This is a genomic window from Confluentibacter flavum (genome assembly GCF_002843175.1).
Taxonomy (GTDB): Bacteria; Bacteroidota; Bacteroidia; order Flavobacteriales; family Flavobacteriaceae; genus Confluentibacter; species Confluentibacter flavum.
Map to the genome: position 1 here is coordinate 70,520 of NZ_PJEO01000015.1, position 15,041 is coordinate 85,560.

A 15,041-nucleotide genomic window follows, 5' to 3' on the forward strand; every position below is an offset into this window, starting at 1 on the left:
TTTGTATTTTAAACTAATTCACAATTCAAACCATTTCTTTTCTTTAATTGAATGGGAATGGATTATTACATAAACATTATGAGAAAACAAATTGTAGCAGGAAACTGGAAAATGAATAACGATTTAGCGCAAACTGAAGCGTTAATATCCGACTTAAAGAAGTACACAAAACTATCTGATGCAGCTATTATGGTGGCACCAACTTTTACAAATTTGTGGCATGCCTATCAATCTTTAAAAGGTACAAATATTGAAGTTATTGCACAAAACATGCATTTTGCAAAAAATGGTGCTTACACAGGAGAAATAAGTGCTAGTATGCTTAAAAGTATAGGTGTAGAAACCGTTATTTTAGGACATAGTGAGCGTCGTGAATATTTTAATGAAACGGATGAGTTATTAGCAAAAAAGGTTGATGCAGCTTTAGAGAGCGGTATGAAAGTAATTTTTTGTTTTGGTGAAGTTTTGGCAGATAGAAAGTCTGGTAATCATGAGAAAGTGGTAGAAAGCCAAATTAAAAATGCCTTATTTCATTTACAAGCATCATCATTTTTTAATATTATTTTAGCTTACGAACCAGTTTGGGCCATCGGTACAGGCGAAACGGCCAGTCCGGAGCAAGCTCAAGACATGCATTCATTCATTAGAAAAACATTATCAAACAAATATGGTTCTGATGTAGCCGAAGGTATTTCAATTCTTTATGGAGGCAGTGTAAAACCAAATAATGCCCAAGAGATTTTCTCAAAACCAGATGTTGATGGTGGTTTAATTGGTGGTGCGGCATTAAGTGCTGACGACTTTTTTGCTATTGTTAACGCATTTTAAAGCCCCATGTCATTCCTAAGGAATCAGTTATAAAATGTCAAATACCATTTATATAGGTTACGAGTTCAAAGTAAAGCCACTTGAACCAGGGGTTGAAATATTAATCGCAGAACTAGGGTATGCTGGTTTTGAAAGTTTTGTAGAGACGGAAGAAGGCGTTATGGCATACATTCAAAAAGATGAATGGAACGATGCCATTTTAGAAGATATTCAAATACTTGGTTCTGATGAATTTGAAATTGGCTATAGCTTCAATGACATTGAACCGGTAAATTGGAATGCGGAATGGGAGAAAAATTTTAATCCCATCATCGTTGATGGTGAATGTTCTGTTCGTGCGCCGTTTCATGAAAAACCAGATACAAAGTACGATATTATCATAGAGCCTAAAATGAGTTTTGGAACGGGCCATCATGAAACGACCCACATGATGATTCAGCATATTTTAAAAACTGATTTACAAAACAAATCGGTTTTAGATATGGGTTGTGGTACGGGTGTTTTGGCTATTCTGGCCGAAATGAAAGGTGCCAAGCCTATTGATGCTGTTGATTATGATAATTGGTGTTATTTGAACAGTTTAGAAAATGTTGAAAGGAACAATCGCAAACACATCACGGTTATAGAAGGTGATGCTTCTGTACTAAAAGGTAAAAAATATGATGTGATTATCGCTAACATCAATCGGAATATCTTATTAAACGATATGGGCACCTATGTATCATCATTAAATAAAAACGGCATGTTGTTTTTAAGTGGCTTTTATAATGATGATATTCCTACAATCCAAGCGGAATGTGAAAAATATAAGTTAAAATTTGCAGAAAAATTAGAAAGAAACAATTGGGTTTCACTAAAATTTTTAAATTAGTAAACTAAATAGTTTTTCCTTTGAAAAATTCTTACACACAAATAAGAGCTATGAGTACAAAAGAAAAAACCTCAGAATTATTACTGGAAGAAAAAGTAAGCACTCAAAATGAAATTGTTCTTTATAATGATGATGTAAACACGTTTGATCATGTTATAGAAACACTCATTTATGCTTGTGATCATACCATGGAACAAGCTGAGCAATGCTCCATCATTGTACATTATAAAGGACAATGTACCGTAAAAACAGGATTGTATGACGACTTAAAGCCGCGTTGTTCTATGTTATTGGAAGCGGGTTTAAGTGCTGAAATTATTTAAAAACGTATTTATGTGATTCTACCTGTAGCACAACCACTACATTTTAAATCTTGTATTTTTAAAGTTGCTTTTATTTTTTTACTTTACATGTATTCATGCCTAATGCTAGGTAAAGCGGACAAAAACTAATAAAACTAGTTAGCACAAAAACAACAGCAAAGGCCATTAAAATATAGGCTAAAGTACCTTCAATAGTATTTGTAAAATATAATACTGCAATAGCGATCGCAATTAAGATCCTAATGCCTCTGTCTAAATCACCCATGTTTTTTTTCATTTTAATAAATTTAAGTTAGAATTAAAGAGTTGTTGGACAAACGTAATCTGATAATGGAACACCTGTCTTTTTAAGTGTTTCAATACCTCCAGTAATGTCAATTAGATTATTGAATCCCCTTGCTTTTAATATCGATGTTGCTATAGCAGACCGATAGCCGCCCGCACAATGAATATAATATGTTTTGTCTTTACTTATGGCATGCATGTTTTGGTTAATATAATCCAGTGCAAAATGTTTAACATTCTTTCCTTTTAGATGTGTGGATTGGTATTCGCCATCTTTTCTAACATCAAGTACATTCAAATCTTCTTCTTTAAATCGGTTTGAAAATGCTTCTGCTGAAATGGATTCTAATGTTTCAACATCTTTTCCTGATGCCCCCCAAGTATCAAAACCACCTTTTAAAAAGCCCAATGTATTATCATAACCCACACGAGATAATCGTGTAACGGTTTCTTTTTCTTGGCCAATTGGAGTCACCAGTAAAATGGGTTGTTTTAAGTCGGTTATTAATGCCCCAACCCAAGGCGCGAAGGCACCATTTAAGCCAATAAAAATTGAATTTGGAATATGTCCTTTTGCAAATTCCTGTTCGGTTCTAACATCCAAAACCAATGCATTTTCATGGTTAGCAATAATTTCAAAATCGTTTGCAGATAATGCGATATTTCCTTTTTTTAGAACGGTTTCAAAGGCATCATAACCTGTTTTATTCATCATGGCATTTTTAGCAAAGTATTGCGGCGGCGGCAGAATACCATCCAAAACCTCTTTTACGAACTCTTCTTTAGTCATATCAGCCCTTAGCGCATAATTGGTTTTTTTCTGTTCCCCAAGAATGCCAACGGTATCTTTACTTAAGTTTTTACCGCATGCCGATCCTGCACCATGTGCAGGGTAGACAATAACATCATCAGCTAACGGCATAATTTTATTTCGTAACGAGTCATAAAGCATAGCAGCTAAATCTTCTTTAGTAAGATCGGATTTAATAGCCAAATCGGGTCTGCCAACATCACCTAAAAACAAGGTGTCTCCAGAAAAAATCGCATGATCTTTTCCGTTTTTATCAATTAGTAAATAGGTAGCAGATTCTAAAGTATGACCAGGTGTATGAAGCACTTTTATAGTAATGTTTCCTAATTTGAATGTTTCATTATCTTTAGCGATATAGGCTTCATAATCAGTTTTTGCAGTCGGACCAAATATGATTTTAGCACCTGTTTTTTTTGCTAAGTCGATATGGCCAGAAACAAAATCGGCATGAAAGTGGGTTTCAAATATATATTTAATTTTCGCATGTTCATTGGCGGCTTTATCAACATATTGTTGGGTTTCCCTAAGGGGGTCAATAATAGCAACTTCACCATTAGATTCTATATAATAGGCACCTTGTGCTAAACATCCTGTATAAATTTGTTCTATTCTCATTCCCATCCTAACCTTCCCTAAGGGAAGGGATTTATTTTAGTTATTAATTAAAAAATATTTTATTAAAAGTACGAAATAGATTAGAGTTGGTCTGTAACTTAAGTCACATTAATTGCTATAGTTCTTTGTATATGATATAAATAGCCATTAAAAATGTGAAATAGCCAAATGCCCTTTTAAGGATGTTATTGGAAATATATTTTGAAAGGCTACCACCAACTATAATTCCTATTATAGTCAAAAATGAAAAGAACAATAAAAATTTCCAATCAATATAAAGGTTATGCAAATCGCCCATAAAGCCTATCAACGAATTTATGGCAATAATGACTAATGATGTACCTACGGCTTTTTTCATGGGTAAATGTGCCCAAAGCACTAAGGCGGGAACATAAAGAAAACCGCCACCAGCTCCAATAATTCCTGTAATAGTCCCTATAATTATGCCTTGAATAAACGTTTTGTAATAGGGTTGATTCACGTAAATAAGGGTGTCTTCCTTAGTGTTTCTTATCATGGAAAATGAAGCAAGAATCATGATAATAGCAAAGAATATCATAATGGTCATATTCTTGGTAATAGCAAAATCACCCATAGTAAAAAGCGTTTCTGGAATGGCATGCACTAAATACCGTCTTGAAAAATATACCGCCAAAAATGAAGGAAATGAAAATGCGATGCCTGTTTTAAAATCAACAAGCTTTTTTCGATGTTTTTGAACAACACCCACTAGCGATGATGAGCCAACTACAAAAAGGGAATAGGCTGTCGCCACGATAGGGCTAAAACCTAATAAATATACCAATAGAGGAACTGTTAAAATAGAACCACCGCCACCTACTAGTCCTAAAACCAAGCCTACAACTAAGGCTCCTATATATCCAAGGACTTCGGTTGCTTCCATGTTAATGGGGTAGTTTGTTCTTTAAAACACCATATAAAAAAGTTCCAACTAAAGCAGATGCTATTGCAATAAGCATAGAAAAAACACCAGTGCCCAATAGTATATACATGGGGCCAGGGCATGCACCAATGAGTGCCCAACCCAATCCGAAAATAGAACCACCAACTATATATCTTATAAAGCCTTTGTCTTTTGAAGTAAAATTAATGGTTTCGTTTTGAGTGTTTTTAATAGTTCCTTTTTTAGAAATAAAAAAAAACAATATCCCTAAAAGAACAGCGGTCCCGATGATGCCATACATGTGAAAGGATTGAAACCGGAACATTTCATAAATACGATACCATGAAACAGCCTCCGACTTCACTAAAACGATTCCGAAAAATATACCGACCAATAAAAATTTAAGATGCTTCATAATTAAAATATTAGTGGTAATATCAGGTTCGTCATAACCAAACCTCCAATAAAAAAGCCTATTACGGCTATTAATGAAGGTTTTTGTAAGCTGCTTAATCCCGTAATGGCATGCCCCGAAGTACATCCGTCTGCATAGCGTGTTCCAAAACCAACTAAAAGACCGCCCATAATTAAGATGAGAAGACCTTTGCCAGACATTATAGATTCATAATCATACAATTCATTAGGAACTAAAGTGGTACCTGGATTGTTAAATCCTAGGGCTGCTAGTTCCGAAATGGTTTTAGGGTTTAGGTTGGTAACGGCGTCATTAGACAGAAAATTAACGGCAATATAACCGCCAATAATAGCACCAATTACAACAACCAGATTCCAAGATTGTTCTTTCCAATCAACTTTAAAGAAGTCTGAAAATTTATTGGCACCCAACATGGTGCACATGGTTTTAAGGTTGGATGACATACCAAAAGTTTTTCCGAAATAAACAAGAAGAGCCATTACCAAAGCAATTAATGGGCCAGAGACATACCATGGCCATGGGTTTAAAATAAAATTCATACCTGATAAATTAGAGTAAATATATAATGAAGTTAAACTTCGGTTTGTAATAAATGTTACGTATGTGATATATGTTGATTTTAAACCAATACTTCTATTTTATTACGGCTTATTTTAATTTTATGCTCGTTTTCAAGTTGTTTTAAAAGTCGGGAAATAACAACTCTTGAAGTATGTAAATCTTCTGCTATATCTTGATGTTTTGTGTCCAGTGTATTGCTGTCGTGAAGCATCACTTTGTTTTTTAGGTATTTTAAAAGACGCTCGTCCATTTTCATAAAAGCTAAAGTATCAATGGTTTCTAGCATTTCATTAAAACGGGTTTGGTAGCTTTCTAAAATAAAGTTGCGCCAACTTTCATTGGAGTGAAACCATTTTTGCATGTATTCTACGGGAATCATAACCAAATAGGAATCTATTTCTGCAACGGCTCGAATTTTACTTTTTGTTGTACCCATGCAACAGGCAAGCGACATGGTGCAGGTTTCACCAGCTTCCAAGAAATAAATTAGTAAATCGTCGCCTTCGTCATCCCCTCTAAGAATTTTAATACTGCCACTAAGTAGTAACGGTATGTATTTTAGAGGCTGATCGACATCTATTATGATGTCATCTTTTGAAAAATGCCTAAATAAACCTACTTCTAAAATTTCTTTGATGAGGGTTTCATCCAAAATATGATGAAACTTTTGGTGTACCAATTCGTTTGTCATACGTAAAGATAATCATTTTATAAAATTGAAATAAATTGTTTGGTAGAGAATTAATAAAAATACTATATTTGCACCCACAAAAAAGGCCTCGTGGCGCAACTGAATAGCGCACTTGATTACGGCTCAAGAGGTTACTGGTTTGAATCCAGTCGAGGTCACAATACAATCCTTAACATCCTTTATTCACAAGGTGTTGAGGATTTTTTTTATCTTCGTTTGACTTTTTTTTGACCACATTCTTTTATTATGTCAATATACTATTTAAATAATAATTTTCCACTATATCATTTTAAGTTATTTGAAAACAGAAGTTTAAGTAGTTTTGATGACTACGAAAATAGCTTACTTTTTGATATTATAAATAAGGAAATTGTTAAAGATGATTCAGAAAAATTATTTACTGTAAGAGATATTGCCCCAAAAATGTTTTTTTATAATGCAAGAAGTAAAGTTGGTTATGATTTACTTTTTTACTTATTAACTATTTATCCAACTTTCTCATTTTATAATATTGATATTGATGCTTGGAAAGAACTCAAAGGAGTGTTTATACAGGATTTGCCACAAACAGATAAAGTGCTTTTAAAGAATTTATTGAATTTCAAGCTCGATAAGGATTTCTTAAATAAGGAAATGCTGAGATTAAGTAAAGTTAATAATTTTGAAATTGATGTTGAAAATATTTATAAAGATTTACTTAATTCATATTATAAATACTGTTTTGTGATTTTTTGCAAATCGATTGATTTTAAATTTGGAATTACACGGGATAATATTACATATGAAAAAGAATTTAGAGTTGACTTTAAAAATTTAAAAAGAGATTTTTTAAAAAATATCAAAAATTTAAAGAAATCAAAAATCGACGTAAAAACACTTACAACTTCAATTGGATTCATTGATAATTTATTAGTTAGTTCAAAATGTAATAGTACAGAGGAGGCATTAACCTTTTTAGATGATATAATTAAATATAATACTGCAAGAAGTGCAGAACGAATGATATATTCTAGTTTTAAATCAAATTTTGTTAAAAAGAATAATATAACCTCGAACAGATATAATAAGGAATTGAGAACATTGTTTAACAATATAAATAAACCGCTTTTTCATAGTAGAGATATTGAAAGCTTGGACAAAGAAAAGCTCAGAGATATACAAAAGCATCTATAACTTTTAGCATAGTAGAAAATAAAATCGGAATAGAATTGATGGTTTGCCATTGAATCTGTTCCGATTTTTCTTTTTAATCGCATCATATATTTATGAAAAATATGAATGTAGATTATGGAAAGAATAACAATTTCAAGAAAAAAATGTACAGAACAACTGGGGCTAAGTATTAGAACAATTGATAGGTATTTGTCAGAAGGGCGGTTTGAAGCCTTTAAACCAGCTTACAGTACTAGGGTGTTAATTTACGAGGACACAGTTACAGAAGAAAATCTTAAAGCTATTAAGCCTAAATATAAAAATTGGTAAACAATAATTCGTTTTTAATCTAAAAGGCGCGAATCAAACCAACTTAAACCAGATTGATAAAACATCAAAACTGCTGAGAAATGTTATTATTTATTCCAAAAAATTTAGATTTTGAAGAGCTTATAATTAAAAATCCTCCAACTTTTAAGAAAACAAAATTTAAGATTGAAAAATTGCTGTATATCATTCACTTGATAATTCATATTCCTTTAGTAAATAAGTTATATAGAGATAAGAGGTTCATTCCTATAAATTCTACTCTTCTTCAAAGCAAAATACATAACTACACTGAATATTTGGATTATCTAGTTAACATCTTAAAAATTGTTGAATGTGATAACCAGTATATAAGTGGCAAGAAATCTAAAGGATATAAACTGAAAGATTATTATCAAACAGAAGTGATTATTTATGAAGTTATGGATTGTGTTTTCAAAAAAGCGTTAAGCCAAGAAAAAACAAAAAATATTGAAGTGGAAAAGAAACTTTACCATTTAACCAAATGGTTTAATGATTTAAGTATGGATTTTGAAGAAGCCATGAAATTTGCTAAAACCCAATATAAGATTCAAAGTAAGACAACAGATATACCAAATATTACGAACAGTTTTAATTATGCTAAAATGAGTATCTATAAAATTTTTAAAAGAGACTTTTTCATGATTAGAGATTTAAATGTATATCGATTTCACTCAAACCTGACAAACATGCCAAGTATGTTAAGAAATGCGCTTAGCTATAATGGTGAAAACCTCATATCGATTGATATAAAAAATAGTCAACCATATTTTAGTACGATACTTATGAATCCTTTGTTTTGGAGAAAAGAAAAAAATGGCATAAAAACGAGCGATAATGGCACGAAAACGAGCGATTTTTTTAATTTAGGTTGTAAATCAACTGATTTTCAATTAATTATAAATATATATAAACTTAAATGTAATAATATCATTCCTTACATTATGTTAGAAGAAATTCTCGGATGTATTTTGAAACATGACTTTTCATATTTTATTAATCTAGTTGTCACAGGAAAGCTTTATGAGTTTTTACAAGAAGAAATTAAGACTGAGCATGATGTGGTTTATAATGATAGGAAAGGAGTAAAAGCAATGGTTTTTTTAGTTTTATTTTCACATAATAACTTTTTAGGTCAACCAGAAGCGAAGCCAAAAAAACTATTCAAAAATTTATTTCCTGAGGTATATTCTTTGTTTGAAATTATCAAACGAAAAGACAAAACATTACTTCCTAGATTACTTCAAAATATTGAAAGCTATTTAATTGTTGATGTAATTGCTAAAAGAATATCTGAAGAATATCCTTTAGCACCAATATTTACTATACACGATAGTATAGCAACAACTCCTCAATATGTAGATATAGTTGAGCAGGTTATGAATGAAGAATTATATTTAAAAATAGGACAAAAACCAAAACTGAAAAGGGAATATTGGAATATAAATAATTTAAAAAAAGTCTAAGATTAAAAAAATTAAGCTATTTGATATGAATAGCCTTTGTCTCAGTCTTTGAAGAAATGTATAACTAATAACAATTAAAACATGAAAAGAAATAAAAGTATTCTTGAAATGACTCAGGAGCATTTCATGATTAAAACAAAAACAGAACAAATCATAAAAAATATAAAAATAGGAACTATAGTTGTTGGAAGCGTTTATGCTTTTGGTATAGCTTGTAGGATTTTAAATTTTTCGATGAGACATTTTAAGAATTTAAAAAACACTTTAAGAAATTAACTATGGACAGTAAAACCGATTACCTTTTTAAAAATAATTTTAATCTAAAATTATATATGAAACTAAATGGTAAAAAAGCGTATTTCTCCCATAGTATAAAAACATATAATACTATTGACGAGGAAGAAGAGTTTGAATTTTTACAAAACTTTTTTAATGGGAATATCATATGTCCAAATAACCATTCACACTTATTTGTTAATGAATCAGATTACACAGATATATTTCGTTTAGTTGATGTTTTAATTGTATCAGAATATAATGGATATGTTGGTAAGGGTTCATTTAAAGATTGTGAAACAGCATATAGAAAAGGAATACCAATATATTTAATTGAACGGAATGGCTCTTCATTTAATTTTAGACTTGTGGTAGATTTTGTAGAGGTCAGTAATTTTAACCCTATTGAATATGGGAATTTGGTAAGCATTAGTTTGGATTAATATTAATTAAGTAATGATATTATTATTGAATCATTATACTAAGTAATAATTGATTATTGTTGTTTTTAATATAGATTAAGTTATTTCCAATTATTTAATTGGTAACTAATTAAATAACTTAACTTTTTAATTATTCTTTGTAAAGTATGAATTATTGTTTTTTTAATGAAAAATTATATTTTAAAACAATTTTAAAGAAATGCTCTTAGTGTCTAAAAAATCTTATTTTTATGGATAAATAAATAATTTTTTATAATGCCATTGTACCAAGTTTCAGTTTTAAAACAACATCTTAAATTACTTGAGCAAGATAAATTAGATAAGGCTTACAAAAAGTACTCAAAATACTTCCTGAATTTAACAATACAAGATAATATACGAAGCTCTAAAGAAGAAGAATATCAAGGTATATTCCTAACGGAGTTATTTGTAAATATTTTAGATTACACATTAAAGCCTAACATAGATTTTAACTTAGTTGCAGAATATAAAAACCAAAGTAATTCTCGTAAAGCTGATGGTGCAATATTGAGTAATGACATCGCCATTGGTGTCATAGAATTAAAGGGAACTAATACAAAAGATTTAGAAACAATACGTAAACAGGCTTTTGATTATAAAGTCAATCAAAAAGGGTGTGTATATGTAATTACCTCAAACTTTGAAAAGTTACGATTCTATATAAATGATGCGACTGAATTTGAAGAGTTTAATCTTTTTGAGTTAACAAAAGAGCGATTTGAATTATTGTATTTATGCCTTCAAAAAGATAATATTTTAAATAATATACCTTCAAAAATTAAGGAAGCTTCTATTGTTATAGAAGAACAAATAACTAAACAGTTTTATAAAGACTACTCACTTTTTAAGCGTGAATTATATAGGGATTTAGTAAGAAGAAATTCAAAACGACTTAAATCTTTTCAGAATGGTATATACACTTCGGTTAATATAGATAATGAGGTTAAAACTGAATTAGAGCGTTTAGAAAAAAATGTAAAACTTACATTATTTAAAAAATCTCAAAAATTAATAGATAGGTTTCTATTTATATTCTTTGCGGAGGATAGGGGCTTATTACCAGCAAATAGCACGATACAAATTTTAGATAAATGGAAAGCTGATTTAGATTTTGGAGATGAAAGACCCCTTTATGACCTATTTAAGCAATATTTTAATTTTTTAGATATAGGAAGGCAGGGAACGAGCAGTAGAGCCGAAATTTACGCCTATAATGGTGGTCTTTTTAAAGAAGATACTTTGTTAGATGCGCTTGAAATAGATAACGAGCTATTATACAAATACACAAAACAATTAGCTGCATACGATTTTGAAAGTCAGGTAGATGTAAATATTTTAGGGCATATATTTGAGAACTCATTAAACGAGATTGAAAGTGTTAATGCCGAGATTGAAGGAGGAGATTTTGATAAGCAAAAAAGTAAGCGTAAAAAAGATGGGGTTTTTTACACGCCTAAGTACATAACGAAATACATAGTAGAGAATACCATAGGCAAACTATGTATTGAAAAGAAAACGGAGTTAGGGTTTAAAGAAGAAGAATACTTTAAAGGTCGTAAAAACAGAAATAAAACCACCATTGAAAAATTAGTATCAATTTTAGATGGTTATAGAAATTGGCTACTTCAATTAACTATTTGCGACCCTGCATGTGGTTCTGGTGCGTTCTTAAACCAAGCATTAGACTTTTTGATAAAAGAACATACTTATATAGATGAGTTAAAAACAAAGGTATTAGGCGGAGGATTTCAATTTCCAGATATTGAAAACACAATTTTGGAAAATAATATTTTTGGTGTTGACCTAAACGAAGAATCTGTAGAAATTGCTAAACTCTCCCTCTGGTTACGTACCGCACAGCCAAGACGTAAATTAAACGATTTAAGCAGTAATATTAAATGCGGTAACAGTTTAATTGATAGTAAAGCCATAGCTGGCAATAAAGCGTTTAATTGGCAAGAACAATTCCCTAAAGTATTTGAGAAGGGTGGGTTTGATGTAGTGATTGGAAATCCTCCTTATGTATTTGCTAGAGACAACTTTACTCAAAGTTTAAAAGATTATTATATTAACAATTATGTTTCCGCTGAATATCAAATTAACACATATTTGTTGTTTATTGAGCGTACAATTAATATTATTAAGTCCAATGCAAATTATGGTTTAATTATACCAAATGCTTGGTTAATGGTTAGTTCAGCCAAAGGTTTAAGGAGGTTTATATTGGAAAGGTGTTCTATGAATCAAATAATAAATTTAGCAGGGTACTCCTTTGAAGGGGTAAATGTTGAAACAATTATAATCATTGCCAGTAAAACGAATCAGAAAAGTAAAGATAATGAACTAAAGGTTTTATTAAGTGAAGGCAAAGAGTTTAGATATTCTCACAATAGAAAGCAGATTGATTTTTCAAAAAATGAAGGGTTTGAGTTTAAGGTATTTTCAGATGAAATAAGTGTTGAATTGACTAAAAAATTACAATATAATTCTAAAAAACTTGATGACCTAGTTTTAATAAAATCTGGTTTAAAGGCTTATCAAAAAGGTAAGGGTAAACCAAAACAAACAGTCGAAGATGTTAAAAACCGACCCTTTGATTATTCTTATAAATTTGATGACAAAACTTTTCCTTATCTTGAAGGTAGGGATATTGGTCGAAATTATATTAATTGGTCAGGAACATTTTTAAGATTTGGTTCGTTTTTAGCTGAACCTAGACGTTTTACAGGTGAAAAAATTATTATTAGAGAGATTACAGGAAAGTTTCCAAAAAGTATAATTGCAACTTTTACTGATGAGGATTATTTATTTAATATGAGTAATATTGCGATTACGAATAAAAATAATATTGAAATTTCTTTAAAATATATACTAACTATACTTAATAGTAAATTAATAGCATATTACTTTGTAAAGAACACAGCTAAATCTGTTAGGAAGATGTTTCCTAAAATTATTTTAAATGATTTAAGAAAATTTCCCATAAAAAAAATTAATGTAGATAAACAAGAGTATTTTATAGAAAAAGCAAATCTAATTTTAGAGCTAAATGAAAGGGATATTAATTCTTCTAATAAATTTCAGAATTACTTACTGCAAAAATTTCAATTAGAAAAACTATCCAACAAACTACAAAACTGGAACGAATTAGAATTTAGTGAGTTTATTAAAGAGCTAGACAAAGCTATAAAAGCTAATAACAAAACTTTATTAGCAGGAGGTAAATCTCCCGTTGCAGAACTTTCCAAAAAAGATGAGTTTGAGTGGTTAGACCTCTTTGAAGAAAACAAACAAAAAGCACAAGAACTTAAAATTCAAATACAACAAACAGAAAAGGAAATCGACCAAATGGTTTATTTGTTGTATGGCTTAACTGAAAATGAAATTGCAATTGTAGAGAATATTTAGAGATGGCAAATTTTATTACTAAAGAACAATTAAAATCTACGCTTGGCGAAGATTCATTTGGAATAAAAGGAAGTATGGCTGTGCTATTATCAATGTCATCAAAACTTTCTAAAAATAGAAGAGAATTTGAGTCAAGTATATTTATTAGCCACAGTCATAAAAATTCTGATTTAGTAGGTTATTTGGTGGGTATTCTAAATAAACTTAAAATTGAAGTTTATGTTGATTGGATGGATGATGAATTATCTTATCCTCCAACAGGAAGTACAGCTGTAAAGATAAAGAACATGATAAAAGCTAATAAAAAATTTTTACTATTGGCTACAACTGAAGCTATTGAATCAAAATGGTGTAATTGGGAATTGGGAATAGGTGATGTTCATAAATATATCAGTAATATAGCACTTTTACCTGTTGCTGATAATTCAGGAAATTGGAACGGGAATGAATATTTACAAATTTATCCATATGTTGATAAAAGGTATAAAAGTGTGGAATGGAATGATGACTACGATGTTATTTTTCCAGATGGGAAGAAAATTGGTATAATAGAATGGTTAAAGAGTTAGTATGAGTTTAATAACAAAAGACTTATTAAGTAGAGTTACTAATTACAGAAAAGTTAATTTTAGTAAAGAGTTAGATACACCCGAAATCTTAAATGAGTCATTTAGCATAAATAAGAAATACGATATATTTTTATCTCATAGCTATTTGGATAAAGATGAGATAGCTAGTCTTAAAATCTATCTGGAAGATTTTGGGTTTTCGGTATATATAGATTGGATTGAGGACTACCAACTAAATAGAAATTCAGTTACAAAGGAAACGGCAAAAATAATTAAATATAGAATGCAAAATTGTAAATCTTTAGTATATGCTTTTTCAAGAAATAGTAGTTTGTCAAAGTGGATGCCTTGGGAGTTAGGTTATTTTGATGGGTATAAAGGTCTAGTGGCTGTATTGCCAATATCTGATTATGAATCCGATAATTTTTCTGGTTCAGAGTATTTAGGTATTTATCCATATATAACCCAAAATAAAATAGAAGGAACAGACAACTATAAACTATGGATTAGAGAAAATTTAAATAAATATGTAATGATGGATTATTGGCTTACTGGCACAGACCCAATATTAAGAATATAATATCATGAAGGAAACTACAATAAAACATTTAGAGCTTATTCACAATGTGATAAACAGATTATCACATAAATCTTTTCTGGTAAAAAGTTGGAGTATAACTGCTATTACTGCATTAATCGCTTTTGGTATTGACAAAGAAGATTATAGAATATTTCTTATTGGATTTCCCATTACAATAATTTTCTGGTATTTAGATTCTCAATATTTATGGCTTGAAAAAGTTTTCAGAAAACTATATGATGGTGTCAGAAATAAAGAAGTTAAATCAATGAGTATGGATATTTCGGACTATAAGATAAAAGTCAATAAATGGGTAATATTTAAAAGACCAACAATATTGCCAATTTATTTATTTGAAATTATTTTATTGATATTTTGTGTTTTATATTTTAAATGCATCCAAATTTAACTTAGACTAATCTATAGTAGAATTATTATAAAAACATTTATTTT

Annotated in this window: 18 protein-coding genes and 1 tRNA gene; 13 read left to right on the top strand and 6 right to left on the bottom strand. The window is 30.1% G+C overall.

Annotated elements, in window-relative coordinates; all coding sequences use genetic code 11:
• Positions 1-78: 78 nt before the first annotated feature.
• The 3 genes from tpiA to CSW08_RS04775 are packed head-to-tail and all read left to right on the top strand — an operon-like array spanning position 79 to position 2,022.
• Positions 79-828, top strand: a complete 750-nt coding sequence (gene tpiA / locus CSW08_RS04765) for a triose-phosphate isomerase (protein ID WP_106658848.1) — start codon at positions 79-81, stop codon at positions 826-828.
• Positions 829-862: 34 nt separating this feature from the next.
• Positions 863-1,699 carry a 50S ribosomal protein L11 methyltransferase gene (gene prmA, locus CSW08_RS04770; RefSeq protein WP_106658769.1) on the top strand — a complete coding sequence of 279 codons (837 nt, stop codon included), beginning with the start codon at positions 863-865 and terminating at the stop codon, positions 1,697-1,699.
• Positions 1,700-1,749: 50 nt separating this feature from the next.
• Positions 1,750-2,022, top strand: a complete 273-nt coding sequence (locus CSW08_RS04775; protein WP_106658770.1) for an ATP-dependent Clp protease adaptor ClpS — start codon at positions 1,750-1,752, stop codon at positions 2,020-2,022.
• Between the two features lie 70 nt (positions 2,023-2,092).
• On the opposite strand, the gene CSW08_RS04780 is transcribed toward CSW08_RS04775, so the two are convergent.
• The 6 genes from CSW08_RS04780 to CSW08_RS04805 form a co-directional block, all read right to left on the bottom strand.
• A complete protein-coding gene (locus tag CSW08_RS04780; RefSeq protein WP_106658771.1) occupies positions 2,093-2,299 on the bottom strand; it encodes a YgaP family membrane protein in 207 nt (68 codons plus the stop codon).
• Between the two features lie 21 nt (positions 2,300-2,320).
• Positions 2,321-3,733 carry an MBL fold metallo-hydrolase gene (locus CSW08_RS04785; RefSeq protein ID WP_106658772.1) on the bottom strand — a complete coding sequence of 471 codons (1,413 nt, stop codon included), beginning with the start codon at positions 3,731-3,733 and terminating at the stop codon, positions 2,321-2,323.
• A gap of 115 nt (positions 3,734-3,848) precedes the next feature.
• Positions 3,849-4,637 (bottom strand): sulfite exporter TauE/SafE family protein, encoded by a 789-nt coding sequence (locus CSW08_RS04790; protein ID WP_106658773.1) that lies wholly within the window; start codon positions 4,635-4,637, stop codon positions 3,849-3,851.
• A gap of 1 nt (position 4,638) precedes the next feature.
• Complete coding sequence (locus tag CSW08_RS04795) at positions 4,639-5,052, bottom strand: YeeE/YedE family protein (protein WP_106658774.1); 414 nt, start codon at positions 5,050-5,052, stop codon at positions 4,639-4,641.
• A 2-nt stretch (positions 5,053-5,054) separates the two neighbouring features.
• Positions 5,055-5,612 (bottom strand): YeeE/YedE family protein, encoded by a 558-nt coding sequence (locus tag CSW08_RS04800; RefSeq protein ID WP_106658775.1) that lies wholly within the window; start codon positions 5,610-5,612, stop codon positions 5,055-5,057.
• 80 nt (positions 5,613-5,692) lie between these two features.
• A complete protein-coding gene (locus tag CSW08_RS04805) occupies positions 5,693-6,325 on the bottom strand; it encodes a Crp/Fnr family transcriptional regulator (protein ID WP_106658776.1) in 633 nt (210 codons plus the stop codon).
• An 84-nt stretch (positions 6,326-6,409) separates the two neighbouring features.
• On the opposite strand from CSW08_RS04805, the gene CSW08_RS04810 reads away from it, so the two are divergent.
• The 10 genes from CSW08_RS04810 to CSW08_RS04855 all read left to right on the top strand — a co-directional run bounded on the left by CSW08_RS04810 (position 6,410) and on the right by CSW08_RS04855 (position 14,997).
• Positions 6,410-6,483, top strand: a tRNA-Arg gene (locus CSW08_RS04810).
• Positions 6,484-6,571: 88 nt separating this feature from the next.
• Positions 6,572-7,498, top strand: a complete 927-nt coding sequence (locus tag CSW08_RS04815) for a hypothetical protein (RefSeq protein WP_106658777.1) — start codon at positions 6,572-6,574, stop codon at positions 7,496-7,498.
• 114 nt (positions 7,499-7,612) lie between these two features.
• Positions 7,613-7,807: a hypothetical protein gene (locus tag CSW08_RS04820; protein WP_106658778.1), complete on the top strand. Its 195-nt coding sequence runs from the start codon at positions 7,613-7,615 to the stop codon at positions 7,805-7,807.
• 80 nt (positions 7,808-7,887) lie between these two features.
• The gene (locus CSW08_RS04825; RefSeq protein ID WP_106658779.1) at positions 7,888-9,291 is read left to right on the top strand and encodes a hypothetical protein; all 1,404 of its coding nucleotides are present in this window, start codon (positions 7,888-7,890) and stop codon (positions 9,289-9,291) included.
• Between the two features lie 81 nt (positions 9,292-9,372).
• On the top strand, positions 9,373-9,567 hold the full coding sequence (locus CSW08_RS04830) for a hypothetical protein (protein ID WP_106658780.1): 195 nt from the start codon (positions 9,373-9,375) through the stop codon (positions 9,565-9,567).
• 2 nt (positions 9,568-9,569) lie between these two features.
• Complete coding sequence (locus tag CSW08_RS04835; RefSeq protein ID WP_106658781.1) at positions 9,570-10,010, top strand: hypothetical protein; 441 nt, start codon at positions 9,570-9,572, stop codon at positions 10,008-10,010.
• 255 nt (positions 10,011-10,265) lie between these two features.
• The gene (locus tag CSW08_RS04840; protein ID WP_106658782.1) at positions 10,266-13,439 is read left to right on the top strand and encodes an Eco57I restriction-modification methylase domain-containing protein; all 3,174 of its coding nucleotides are present in this window, start codon (positions 10,266-10,268) and stop codon (positions 13,437-13,439) included.
• Between the two features lie 2 nt (positions 13,440-13,441).
• A complete protein-coding gene (locus CSW08_RS04845) occupies positions 13,442-14,008 on the top strand; it encodes a toll/interleukin-1 receptor domain-containing protein (protein ID WP_106658783.1) in 567 nt (188 codons plus the stop codon).
• A 1-nt stretch (position 14,009) separates the two neighbouring features.
• Positions 14,010-14,588: a TIR domain-containing protein gene (locus CSW08_RS04850; protein ID WP_106658784.1), complete on the top strand. Its 579-nt coding sequence runs from the start codon at positions 14,010-14,012 to the stop codon at positions 14,586-14,588.
• Between the two features lie 4 nt (positions 14,589-14,592).
• A complete protein-coding gene (locus CSW08_RS04855; protein WP_106658785.1) occupies positions 14,593-14,997 on the top strand; it encodes a hypothetical protein in 405 nt (134 codons plus the stop codon).
• Positions 14,998-15,041: the final 44 nt, after the last annotated feature.

Bases quoted from the DNA above. Each gene is read 5' to 3' on its own strand.
- tpiA (WP_106658848.1), top strand. From the start codon at position 79: ATGAGAAAACAAATTGTAGCAGGAAACTGGAAAATGAATAACGATTTA.
- prmA (WP_106658769.1), top strand. From the start codon at position 863: ATGTCAAATACCATTTATATAGGTTACGAGTTCAAAGTAAAGCCACTT.
- CSW08_RS04775 (WP_106658770.1), top strand. From the start codon at position 1,750: ATGAGTACAAAAGAAAAAACCTCAGAATTATTACTGGAAGAAAAAGTA.
- CSW08_RS04780 (WP_106658771.1), bottom strand. From the start codon at position 2,299: ATGAAAAAAAACATGGGTGATTTAGACAGAGGCATTAGGATCTTAATT.
- CSW08_RS04785 (WP_106658772.1), bottom strand. From the start codon at position 3,733: ATGAGAATAGAACAAATTTATACAGGATGTTTAGCACAAGGTGCCTAT.
- CSW08_RS04790 (WP_106658773.1), bottom strand. From the start codon at position 4,637: ATGGAAGCAACCGAAGTCCTTGGATATATAGGAGCCTTAGTTGTAGGC.
- CSW08_RS04795 (WP_106658774.1), bottom strand. From the start codon at position 5,052: ATGAAGCATCTTAAATTTTTATTGGTCGGTATATTTTTCGGAATCGTT.
- CSW08_RS04800 (WP_106658775.1), bottom strand. From the start codon at position 5,612: ATGAATTTTATTTTAAACCCATGGCCATGGTATGTCTCTGGCCCATTA.
- CSW08_RS04805 (WP_106658776.1), bottom strand. From the start codon at position 6,325: ATGACAAACGAATTGGTACACCAAAAGTTTCATCATATTTTGGATGAA.
- CSW08_RS04815 (WP_106658777.1), top strand. From the start codon at position 6,572: ATGTCAATATACTATTTAAATAATAATTTTCCACTATATCATTTTAAG.
- CSW08_RS04820 (WP_106658778.1), top strand. From the start codon at position 7,613: ATGGAAAGAATAACAATTTCAAGAAAAAAATGTACAGAACAACTGGGG.
- CSW08_RS04825 (WP_106658779.1), top strand. From the start codon at position 7,888: ATGTTATTATTTATTCCAAAAAATTTAGATTTTGAAGAGCTTATAATT.
- CSW08_RS04830 (WP_106658780.1), top strand. From the start codon at position 9,373: ATGAAAAGAAATAAAAGTATTCTTGAAATGACTCAGGAGCATTTCATG.
- CSW08_RS04835 (WP_106658781.1), top strand. From the start codon at position 9,570: ATGGACAGTAAAACCGATTACCTTTTTAAAAATAATTTTAATCTAAAA.
- CSW08_RS04840 (WP_106658782.1), top strand. From the start codon at position 10,266: ATGCCATTGTACCAAGTTTCAGTTTTAAAACAACATCTTAAATTACTT.
- CSW08_RS04845 (WP_106658783.1), top strand. From the start codon at position 13,442: ATGGCAAATTTTATTACTAAAGAACAATTAAAATCTACGCTTGGCGAA.
- CSW08_RS04850 (WP_106658784.1), top strand. From the start codon at position 14,010: ATGAGTTTAATAACAAAAGACTTATTAAGTAGAGTTACTAATTACAGA.
- CSW08_RS04855 (WP_106658785.1), top strand. From the start codon at position 14,593: ATGAAGGAAACTACAATAAAACATTTAGAGCTTATTCACAATGTGATA.